13 protein-coding genes are annotated in these 9,126 nt (G+C 70.4%); 8 read left to right on the top strand and 5 right to left on the bottom strand.

Going from position 1 to position 9,126, the window contains the following annotated elements; all coding sequences use genetic code 11:
- Window positions 1-381 precede the first annotated feature (381 nt).
- From MMR14E_RS15505 to MMR14E_RS15495, 3 genes are all read left to right on the top strand, one after another.
- Complete coding sequence (locus MMR14E_RS15505) at window positions 382-591, top strand: cold-shock protein (protein WP_012321928.1); 210 nt, start codon at window positions 382-384, stop codon at window positions 589-591.
- Window positions 592-715: 124 nt separating this feature from the next.
- Entirely contained in the window at window positions 716-1,084 is a 369-nt protein-coding gene (locus MMR14E_RS15500) for a DUF6481 family protein (RefSeq protein WP_331315499.1), read from the top strand.
- 39 nt (window positions 1,085-1,123) lie between these two features.
- A complete protein-coding gene (locus MMR14E_RS15495; protein WP_331315498.1) occupies window positions 1,124-1,324 on the top strand; it encodes a hypothetical protein in 201 nt (66 codons plus the stop codon).
- Between the two features lie 12 nt (window positions 1,325-1,336).
- On the opposite strand, the gene MMR14E_RS15490 is transcribed toward MMR14E_RS15495, so the two are convergent.
- Both MMR14E_RS15490 and MMR14E_RS15485 read right to left on the bottom strand, forming a co-directional pair.
- Entirely contained in the window at window positions 1,337-1,825 is a 489-nt protein-coding gene (locus MMR14E_RS15490) for a GNAT family N-acetyltransferase (RefSeq protein WP_331315497.1), read from the bottom strand.
- Window positions 1,822-2,589, bottom strand: a complete 768-nt coding sequence (locus tag MMR14E_RS15485) for an NAD kinase (RefSeq protein ID WP_331315496.1) — start codon at window positions 2,587-2,589, stop codon at window positions 1,822-1,824. The genes MMR14E_RS15490 and MMR14E_RS15485 overlap by 4 nt, the downstream gene beginning before the upstream one ends.
- 143 nt (window positions 2,590-2,732) lie before the next feature.
- On the opposite strand from MMR14E_RS15485, the gene cutA reads away from it, so the two are divergent.
- A complete protein-coding gene (gene cutA, locus MMR14E_RS15480; RefSeq protein WP_331315494.1) occupies window positions 2,733-3,086 on the top strand; it encodes a divalent-cation tolerance protein CutA in 354 nt (117 codons plus the stop codon).
- Between the two features lie 349 nt (window positions 3,087-3,435).
- Window positions 3,436-4,020, top strand: coding sequence for a hypothetical protein (locus MMR14E_RS15475; RefSeq protein ID WP_331315492.1), 585 nt, complete (start codon window positions 3,436-3,438; stop codon window positions 4,018-4,020).
- Between the two features lie 46 nt (window positions 4,021-4,066).
- Here the strand turns inward: MMR14E_RS15475 and MMR14E_RS15470 are convergent, their stop codons facing one another.
- Both MMR14E_RS15470 and MMR14E_RS15465 read right to left on the bottom strand, forming a co-directional pair.
- Window positions 4,067-5,203 (bottom strand): glycosyltransferase family 2 protein, encoded by a 1,137-nt coding sequence (locus MMR14E_RS15470; RefSeq protein ID WP_331315491.1) that lies wholly within the window; start codon window positions 5,201-5,203, stop codon window positions 4,067-4,069.
- 67 nt (window positions 5,204-5,270) lie between these two features.
- A complete protein-coding gene (locus tag MMR14E_RS15465; RefSeq protein WP_331315490.1) occupies window positions 5,271-6,029 on the bottom strand; it encodes a lysophospholipid acyltransferase family protein in 759 nt (252 codons plus the stop codon).
- A 442-nt stretch (window positions 6,030-6,471) separates the two neighbouring features.
- Here MMR14E_RS15465 and MMR14E_RS15460 point away from each other — a divergent pair, with 442 nt between their 5' ends.
- Complete coding sequence (locus MMR14E_RS15460) at window positions 6,472-6,648, top strand: DUF1328 domain-containing protein (RefSeq protein ID WP_007568853.1); 177 nt, start codon at window positions 6,472-6,474, stop codon at window positions 6,646-6,648.
- Window positions 6,649-6,838: 190 nt separating this feature from the next.
- On the opposite strand, the gene MMR14E_RS15455 is transcribed toward MMR14E_RS15460, so the two are convergent.
- Window positions 6,839-7,186 (bottom strand): NepR family anti-sigma factor, encoded by a 348-nt coding sequence (locus MMR14E_RS15455; protein ID WP_331315489.1) that lies wholly within the window; start codon window positions 7,184-7,186, stop codon window positions 6,839-6,841.
- A 174-nt stretch (window positions 7,187-7,360) separates the two neighbouring features.
- On the opposite strand from MMR14E_RS15455, the gene MMR14E_RS15450 reads away from it, so the two are divergent.
- Entirely contained in the window at window positions 7,361-8,164 is an 804-nt protein-coding gene (locus MMR14E_RS15450; RefSeq protein ID WP_192706375.1) for a response regulator, read from the top strand.
- 449 nt (window positions 8,165-8,613) lie between these two features.
- On the top strand, window positions 8,614-8,976 hold the full coding sequence (locus MMR14E_RS15445) for a hypothetical protein (protein WP_331315488.1): 363 nt from the start codon (window positions 8,614-8,616) through the stop codon (window positions 8,974-8,976).
- The last annotated feature ends 150 nt before the right edge of the window (window positions 8,977-9,126 follow it).

Genomic DNA, 9,126 nt, shown 5'->3' with positions numbered 1-9,126 from the left:
TCCGGCCTGAGCGAAACCGCGCCGCGGGGTGCGCGTCGGCCGCGTCCGATCGTCCGGCCGGCAGCACAGCTTTCGCGCGACCGTGCTGCATCGATATCCCTTATCCCGTTGTTCAAGCGACCGTTCTGGCGCTGCTCAATCGGAAGTTCCGAAAAGAATTTCCCGCATCGCCGGGGCGCTGGCCGCTGGAAATATTTCCCCGCGCTTGCCAAAGAACCGCTGGCGGTCTACTTGTACGGCATCGGCACGTGTCCGGATATCTTGGACCGTTACGCCTTCGCAGGGCGGTTCTGACTTTCCTATCGCTATCGGTCGATGCCGGCGCTCCCTCGTTCGAGCGAGTGCCATCTCTCACTATGCCTGCGAAGATCAAGGACTTCCATGAGCACCGGAACCGTCAAGTGGTTCAACGAGACCAAGGGCTACGGCTTCATCCAGCCGGATGACGGCGGCAAGGACGTGTTCGTCCACATCTCGGCCGTCGAGCGCGCCGGCCTGCGCGGCCTGAACGAGGGCCAGAAGGTCTCGTACGAGCTGGAGACCGACCGTCGCAGCGGCAAGCAGTCCGCCGGTCAGCTCCAGACGGCCTGATCGCCGTCCTCAGCGTTTCTCCGGAAGCCGCTCCTCTGGGAGCGGCTTCTTCGTATCTGCCGTCGTGTTTCTACTTTCCCCTCTGCGGGTGACGGTCTTCGCCGCACCCGATCCAGGAGTGTCTGTGAGCTTTCTGAACAAGCAGGGTGTCACCGATCGCCTCGAGACCGCCGCCAAGGCGCGCTCCGAGATGCTGGCCCGGTTCCGGGCGCGCCCGTCCGCCGATGACCCGGCCGTCCTCGCCCGCCAATCCGCCCGCCGCGCGGTGGTCGATGCCCGGGAGGCCCGCGCGGCCGAACGCGCCCTCCAGCGTCAGGCCGAGATCGAGCGCGCCGCCGCCCTGGCCGAGGCCGAACGCCTCGCCGAGATCGAGCGCAAGCACGCCGAGCAGTTGGCCGCCCAGGAGCGTGCCAAGGCCCTGCAGGCCGAGCAGAAGGCCCAGCGCGACGCGCGCTATCTCGCCCGCAAGGCGAAGGCGCAGAAGAAGCGCTGAGGCGCGACCACGGCCATACCCGTCCAGGATCCCGCCGGCATGTCCCACAAGTTCAAGATCGGCCAGCGCGTCTGCCGGCCCCGGCCGGGCCTCCCGGGCGAGACGGGCGAGGCCGAGGTTTTCGAGATCCTGCGGCTCATGCCGGAGGATCAGACCGGCGAGCCGAGCTACCGGATCCGCACGAAGACCGGCGAGCGGGCGATCCGCGAGGGCGACCTCGTCGCGGCCCCGCAGGCCTGATCCGGGCGCGCCTCAGAGCGTCCGGAACATCACCAGCGCGTCGACCGGCCCGAGCGCCGGGTGCCGGAATGCGCCCGGCAGCCGGCCGACCACGTCGAAGCCGAAGCTCTCCCACAGGCGGACGGCGCGGACGTTGGTGCTCACCACGAAATTGAACTGCATCGCCGCGAAGCCCCGCGCCCGCGCCCGATCGAGCGCGTGCGCGCACATGGCCCGGGCGACCCCGCGGCCCCGGGCGGCTGCTCCGGTCATGAAGCCGCAATTGGCGACGTGGCCGCCCCCGCCCGCCTGGTTCGCGCGCAGATAGTACGTGCCGAGCACCGTGCCCGCCTCCTCGGCCACGAAGGTCTCGCGGTCGGGGCCGGTCCAGTACGCGAGGGCCTCGGCCTCGCCGAGGTCGCGGTCCAGCGCGTAGGTCTCGCCCGCCCGGATGGTCGGCACGATGATGCCGGTGACGGCCGCGCGGTCGGCCGCTTGCGCGGCCCTGACGTGCAGACTCACCCGAATTGCTCCCGCAGGATGCGCTCGTCGAGGCTGTGGCCGGGATCGTGCAGCAGCACGAGCTCGGTGGCGCGGTCGAGGGACGTCTCCACCGTGCAGACCCGGCGGAACTCCGTGTGGTCGGCCACCGCCGCGACCGGGCGGTGAGGCGCGTCGAGCACGTCGATCCGGATCCGGGCGTAGTCCGGCAGGAGCGCGCCGCGCCAGCGCCGGGGACGAAAGGCCGAGATCGGTGTCAGCGCCAGCAACTTGGCATCGAGGGGCAGGATCGGGCCCCCGACCGACAGGTTGTAGGCCGTCGACCCCGCCGCGGTGGCGACCAGCACGCCGTCGGCGATCAGGAGGTCGAGCCTGACATTGCCGTCGACGGCGATCTTCAGCTTGGCGGTCTGGTGGGTCTGGCGCAGCAGATAGACCTCGTTGATCGCCCGCGCCCGGTGGGACCGCCCCTCCGTGTCGAGCACGTCCATCACCAGCGGGTGGATGACGCTGCGCTGAGCGTTCTCCAGATGCTCCAGGAGATCGTCGTCGCGGAACTCGTTCATGAGAAAGCCGACCGTGCCGCGGTTCATCCCGTAGATCGGCTTCGGGTGGTCCATGAAGCGGTGCAGCACCTGAAGCATCAGGCCGTCACCGCCGAGGGCCACGACGACGTCGGCCTCCTCGGGCGGGACGTGGTCGTAGCGTCGCATCAGGGCGGCCGCGGCCTCGCGGGCATGGCCGGTCGGGCTCGCCACGAAGGCGATCTTCTGGAGGCGCGGCATGGATCAGGCGCAGCCGCGCAGGCGCGTCGGGATCGCCTCAGGGTTCACGTCACGGCTCCAGTCTGACGAGCGAACCGCCCGGTTGACGTCCTTGCCCGGCATGCGCCTCACTCCGCGAGCACACGCGCTACCGGAGGCATAGCATGGAGCGTCCGCTCCTCGTCTACACCACCTTTCCCGACCTCGCCTCGGCGCTGAACATCGGCGAGGCGCTGGTCCGCGAGCGCCTCATCGCCTGCATCAACGTGCTGCCGGGCATGCAGTCCGTCTACAGCTGGAAAGGGGCGGTGGAGCGCGGCGCCGAGGTCGCCGCCATCCTGAAGAGCCGCGAGGGGCTGGCCGACGCGCTGGCGGTCGCGCTGAAGGCGCGACACCCCTACGACACGCCGATCATCCTGCATCTGCCGATCTCCGGGGCGGATGCCGACACCGCCGCCTGGATCCTGGCGGAGACGCGGCTCGGCGGCCCGGCCGGCACCGGGCCTTCGACGGACTGATCCATCAGGAAGCGCCGCGCCGCTTCCCGGCCCGACCGGTTCCGACAGGATGCCGGAATGGGCGCCAGACGCCTGTGGACAAGCGCGCCTTGCCGGCCGTGGGAGCGCCTCGATGGCCCGTCAGCGAACGCAGCCGTTACCACTGTCTTGTGGCCGAATAACGAAGTTGAGAAATAGAAAAATCTGAGTATTGTACTCAATAATTACTTGCAGTTGATACAATAAATCTCAGAGGTAGAACCGAGAGATTGAATCGGCCGGGTCCGGCTGATTAGGGAACCTTCGTGCAATCACCGCACGCGATGCGACGCCGAGGGGAATCATGGGACGGTTCAGGAATGCAGGGCGGTTGGAGCTGGTCGTGCTCGCTGCGGTCGCGGGCGCCGGGAACGCGCAGGCGGCCGGGGCGCCGAAGAGCGAGCCGCTGATGACCATCGCGCCGGCGCCGTCCGGTCCGGCCGGCCTCGCATCGGCCGACCCGCCCGCCTTGCGGTACGGGGTGCTCTATGCCGACGACAAGGGCCACAGCCATGTCCAGTATTGCGACCTGAAGAATTTCATCTTCAAGAGCTACGCGCCTCCGGCAGCGCCGCAATACGTCGGCTTTCCGCCGGGGGAGGTGACGTCGATCAAGTACGCGGTCCTGCCGGTCGGCTATGTCGGCACGTGGCACACGGCGCCGGGCCCCCAGTGGGTGATCACCCTGTCGGGCCGCTGGTCCGTGGAGGCCACGGACGGGTCCGTGCTGGAGCAGGGGCCTGGCGAAGTGGAGTTCAATGCCGACATGGGGTCGACGCCGCAGGGTCCGGACAGCCATGTCGGGCACCTGACCCGGCAGGTCGGCGACGTGCCCAACGTGCAACTCATCGTCTCGCTTAAGCCGCAGATCGGAAAGGCCCGCTCCACCGATCCGTGCCAGCCGTCCCAGCCGTGAGGCCCGGGCGCGGGCCGGCACCCTCTGGTCCGCCGGCCCGCGCGGGTCAGCCGCCGCTCACCGGATAGCTGCGGCCTTTCCAGGTCGCCGCGCCGGCCCGCTCGCGGCGCAGAAGCACGTTCCACTGGATCGCCAGGGCGACCGCGACCGCCGCCGGATGAAGCGGGATCGTCGCCCAGGGGGCCCGAACCGCCACGGTGACGGCCGTCCGGGTGGCCAGGGACAGGCCGAGGGCCAGGATGGCCAGGATCAGGGCCGAGGCTGGCAGCAGCCCGAGCAGCCCGGCCAGGACGAGAAGCGGCGGCAGAACCTGGCCGCAGCCGAGAAGCAGGGTCCAGACCGGGAGGGCGCGGGGCGTGGCCATGCCCTCGTGGGCATTCTTGGAGAAGCCGGCCCAGGCCTGGCCGAAGCCGTCGTACATCCGGCATGTGGCCAGCGCGGCGGCGGCCACGAGATCCGTCCGGTAGCCCGAGGCCCGGAACAGCCGGGGCAGGCGGACTCCGTCGTGCAGGGAGTTGCGGATCGCGTCGTGGCCGCCGGTGGCCGCGTAGGCCGCCCGCTCCATCAGGATCAACTGACCACAGGCCGCGCCGAGCGATGCGTCCGACAGGCGGCGCATCAGCGGTATGGGGAGGAAGCCGAGGAGCAGGAAGTCGATCATCGGCACCGTCAGCATCTCACCGACCGTGTCGGTCCGCTGCCGGGGCACGCCGCTGACGAGGGCCGCGCCGGTGCGCCGGGCCTGCGCCGCGAGGGCGGCGGCCGCCTCGGCCTCGAGGCGGACATCGGCGTCGATGAACAGCAGGTGGTCGCCGCGGGCGAGCCCGGCCATGTGGCTGCAGGCGTGGTTCTTTCCGGTCCATCCCTCGGGCAGGGCCGGCACCGAGACGAGACGCAGGCGCGGATCGCCGACGGCGCGGACGATCGCGGCGGTCGCGTCGGTGGAATGATCGTCGCCGACGATCACCTCCACCGGGACCGCGATGCTGGCGAGCGCCGCCCGGACGGTGGCGTCGATGTTGCCCGCCTCGTTGCGCGCCGGGATCAGGATCGAGACGAGGCCCGCGCCGGCCTCCGTTACGGGCCGGCGCAGGGCCGCGAGATTCACCGCCACGAGCACGGCCGGCAGGAGGGCCGCGGCGAGGGAGGTCAGCGCCAGGGCCGTGAGAATCGAGTCGGTCATCGTCCGCGCCGGGAGTGTGTCGCGCCACGATAGGCGATGGCGCAGGGTTTGGCGCGCGCGGACGACCTCATCCGGCGCGATCCTGTCCGCCCATCGCGCGATGCGCCGGGTCGAACCGGCGCCCGGAGAGGCGGGCCGCCAGCCGCCGCCACAGGTCATAGAGGCCGCCGACGCCCTTCCGGCCGGAAACCAGGGTGCGGAAGCGTCCGGGCTCCCGGCTGATCACGTCGGAGCTCAGGCGATCGAGGGTCTGCGTCAGGTCGGATTCCAGGCGGGCGAGCCGCTCGGCGCGCGGAAGCGCGGCGAGGTCGGCTCCGGCGATTCCAGGACCGAAGGCCGCGAAGGCGCCCGCCCCGCGCTCGTCCCAGAAGGCGTACTCGACGGCGAGCGGGACGAAGAGCGCGTCGGGGGCGATCTCGGCGAGGCGCGCCACGCCGGGACGCAGGGCCAGCGGCCGCGCGCGGGCATCGGCGAAACGGCCCTGCGCGGTGATCCAGAGCATGCCATCGGGCGCGCCCAGGATCGACCGGGCGGCGGCCAGGAACTGCGCCGCCCCGCGCGGGCTGTCGAGATCGACGCCGAAGGCGCCGATCCGCTCGAAGATGCGGTAGCGTGCCAGCATCGCGGCGTCGAACGGCGCGCGGCTCGCCCGCTCCGGATAGAGGCGGCCGGCCAGCACGATGATCAGCGCGGCGTCCCACCACGCCGGATGGTTGCAGTAGACCACGATCGCGCCCGGATGACTGGCGGCGGGCAGGGTGCTCCAGAGGGGCAGCCGCAGCGCGTCGAGGTGGCGGTGCAGGTAGCGCTCGAGCCACGCCACCATGAAGGCGCGGATCCGGGGCGAGACCGGGGGCAGGGGGGCGCCGCGCCTGCCTCTCGCGCCCCCCGCGACGGGGGGCGGCGATGGCGGCGTCGCNCGGACCGGTACGGGCGCCGGTGCCGGCATGAGACCGAGCGCGGCCGCGCGCAGGGCGTCGGCGGACCTCTCGACGATCTCGGTCACGCGCGCCGCCATCGCGGCGGCCTTCGATCGAACGGTACTCTTGGCAGATTGCAGCATCGCAAATCCCGGATCGAGCCTGGAGACCTATCTCCGAACGCTAGCGCCCCCGTCTCGTTCCGTCACCCCGTGTCGCGGACGGGCCTCGCGGCCGCAGGGACTCACAGGACTTCGCCATAGGGGCGGAACCGGAGCGAAACCTTGGCGTTTTCGTGTTCAGAACGACGCGGCCCGCCCGCGTTGGTACTTTCTAAGGATACGAACCATGCTCGGTTGGGCCGTAACTTTTCTCGTCGTCGCCCTCGTGGCCGCTCTGCTTGGCTTCGGCGGCATCGCCGGTACCGCCATGGAGGCGGCCAAGCTGGTGTTCTTCGTGGCCATCGTCCTGTTCGCGATCTCGGCTGTCGTCGGCCTGATGCGGGGCCGTTCGCCGACCCTCTGACCGGTGGCCGGAGCGGCCGGCCCACGTCCCGGGCCGGCACTCGGGCACGCCAGGAAGCCGTCGCCCCTGGGCGGCGGCTTTTTCCGTCCGGCGTCTGTATTGCCGGAGCGGTTGGCCGGGCGGATCGGTCCGGTCGCTCGCGGGACACGGGCGGCGTGCCGGGGCCGCGACATCGGCAGGACGTCGCGTTTCAGGCCTTGCGATCGGCGCTATCGAGCTTGGCGATCAATTCGGCGAAGCGGTCGGGGACGGGCTGCTGCGTGACCGTGTCGTACATCGCGCGGAGTTGCGCGGCGATGCGAGTGCGGGTCTGATCACTCAGGCCGTTCCGGCTTCGGGCGCGATCGCGGGGGCCGTGGCCGTCGGGAGCGGAGGCGTCGACGGAGCTGTCCTCGGGCTCCGATGAGCGATCCGAAGCAGTCTCGGCGAGCGGATCGCGCGCGCGAAGACCTGCCTCCTTCCCCTGGTCCGTCATCAACACGCCCCTTGTTGCCGAAGTCGGCGTGGCCGCATTGTGCTGCGGCTCGACATACGCCATGGCTGCGGCGGCAACGCCTGCGCGCCGGCATCGGTTCCGCTGGGGGGTGGAACGGAGTGCGGGCCTCCGCGTTGGGCGGTAGGCTGCGCAGGACACAAAGCCGGCCCCGGCAGGCCCTCGGTAACGGATCGAGGCGTTCGCGGCCGGGCAACACGGCGAGGCACAGGGGATCGAATGTCGACATCGCAACTCGTGGTACAGCACCTGCCGTACCTGCGCCGCTACGCGCGCGCGCTCACGGGTAGCCAAGTGGCGGGTGACGCGTACGTCGCCGCCACCCTGGAGACCCTCGTCAACGAGCCGGACACGCTCGGTCGCAGCACCAACATCAAGGCCGACCTGTTCCGCGTGTTCACGCGGATCTGGAACTCGCTCTCGGTCAACGGCCGCAGCGAGCAGGTCCAGCACGACCTGCCGGCGGAAGTCCGCCTCGGCCAGATCACGCCGCTGCCGCGCCAAGCCTTCCTGCTTTCCTGCCTCGAGGGCTTCTCGGAGGAGGACGCGGCCATCATCCTGGGCGTCGACGTGTCCGAGGTTCGGGACCTCGTGGACGAGGCCGGCCGCGAACTCGCCGCCGACATGGCGACCGAGATCCTGATCATTGAGGACGAGCCTCTGATCGCGATGGATCTGGAGGCGCTGGTCGAGGGGCTCGGCCACAACGTCATCGGCGTCGCGCGCACCCGCACCGAAGCGGTCAAGATCGCCGGCGAGGGCAAGCGGCCGGGCCTGATCCTGGCCGATATCCAGCTCGCCGACGGCTCCTCCGGGCTCGACGCGGTGAACGACCTGCTGAAGTCCTTCGAGGTGCCGGTCATCTTCATCACCGCCTATCCGGAGCGCTTCCTCACGGGTGAGCGGCCGGAGCCGGCCTTCCTCATCGCCAAGCCGTTCCAGCCCGCCAACGTCTCGGCGGTGATCAGCCAAGCCCTGTTCTTCCAGCAGACCGCCCGTCGGCGGGAAGCCAAGACGGCCTGAGCTCCGACCCGGCGGGTCGCGTCCGGGTTCGCCCCGGCCGCCCGCGTTCGAGCAAGGTGGCAACGAGAAACCCCGGCGCGAGCCGGGGTTTTTTTGTTGCGGGCCGGCCGCCCGGGTCCGGCGCGGCGCACAAAAAAACGGGCCGGAGAGAGCTCCAGCCCGTCGCGAAGGTTCCGGCCGATGCACAAGGGGAATGCGGGGAGGACCAGGTGGCCGGGTGCCTAGAGAACGGATGCCGGCGCGGGAGGTTCCGACACGGAAGCTTTTTCAGAGACCGTGATTTTTCTGCAACGGTGCGGGGCTGTGGATAGCGGGCGTGCGCCGCCGCACCAACGGCCGAGCTGCGTTCGAATACTCAGGCTGCGTAGACGCGACACAGTTTAGGAACCTGCGATTGCAGGGCGCGTTGTACGAACATCCTGTCAAGCTCTCGCAATGAGGTCGGGGCGATGCTGCGGTCTGGTTTCATCCTGGGCGTGAGTGCTCCTGCCGCTCTTCTCACCGTTCTGGTCCAGCCGGTGGTTCGCGACACGGCGGATCGCTGGACGATGCCGGTGCCCACGGCCCAGATCGTCTCGGCGCCGCTGCCTGGAATGCGCCCCGTATCGCTGTCGATCAGCCCGACCCGGGTGGCGGGCGTGCAGCGCCTCGAGAGCCGGAACGCGCCCGTGGCCGGCGAGGCTCAGGATCTCGAGATCAAGCCGATCCTGCGGCAGCCGCCGCGGCGGATGCGCGAGGGCTGCGAGGCGGCTCTCAGTTCCCTGGTCGGTCCCGAGGCGCGCCGCATGACTCCCGGCCGCTGCATCTCCTGATCGGCGCCACGACGAACCGCCACAGCAGAAGGCCCCGCCATCTCGGCGGGGCCTTCTGCTGTGGCGGGCACCGCCGCGCCGCGGTCCGCCATCGTCGCCCGAAATGGAAACGGCGCCCGTCCCGGGGGACGCGGCGCCGCTACGCGATAC

The organism is Methylobacterium mesophilicum, from assembly GCF_036441335.1.
In the GTDB taxonomy this organism is placed as follows: domain Bacteria; phylum Pseudomonadota; class Alphaproteobacteria; order Rhizobiales; family Beijerinckiaceae; genus Methylobacterium; species Methylobacterium mesophilicum_B.
Note: the sequence above shows the minus strand (reverse complement) of the source record. Positions and strands in the feature narration are given on the sequence as shown.

Bases quoted from the DNA above. Each gene is read 5' to 3' on its own strand.
- MMR14E_RS15505 (WP_012321928.1), top strand. From the start codon at position 382: ATGAGCACCGGAACCGTCAAGTGGTTCAACGAGACCAAGGGCTACGGC.
- MMR14E_RS15495 (WP_331315498.1), top strand. From the start codon at position 1,124: ATGTCCCACAAGTTCAAGATCGGCCAGCGCGTCTGCCGGCCCCGGCCG.
- MMR14E_RS15485 (WP_331315496.1), bottom strand. From the start codon at position 2,589: ATGCCGCGCCTCCAGAAGATCGCCTTCGTGGCGAGCCCGACCGGCCAT.
- cutA (WP_331315494.1), top strand. From the start codon at position 2,733: ATGGAGCGTCCGCTCCTCGTCTACACCACCTTTCCCGACCTCGCCTCG.
- MMR14E_RS15470 (WP_331315491.1), bottom strand. From the start codon at position 5,203: ATGACCGACTCGATTCTCACGGCCCTGGCGCTGACCTCCCTCGCCGCG.
- MMR14E_RS15465 (WP_331315490.1), bottom strand. From the start codon at position 6,029: ATGGTGGCGTGGCTCGAGCGCTACCTGCACCGCCACCTCGACGCGCTG.
- MMR14E_RS15460 (WP_007568853.1), top strand. From the start codon at position 6,472: ATGCTCGGTTGGGCCGTAACTTTTCTCGTCGTCGCCCTCGTGGCCGCT.
- MMR14E_RS15455 (WP_331315489.1), bottom strand. From the start codon at position 7,186: ATGGCGTATGTCGAGCCGCAGCACAATGCGGCCACGCCGACTTCGGCA.
- MMR14E_RS15450 (WP_192706375.1), top strand. From the start codon at position 7,361: ATGTCGACATCGCAACTCGTGGTACAGCACCTGCCGTACCTGCGCCGC.
- MMR14E_RS15445 (WP_331315488.1), top strand. From the start codon at position 8,614: ATGCTGCGGTCTGGTTTCATCCTGGGCGTGAGTGCTCCTGCCGCTCTT.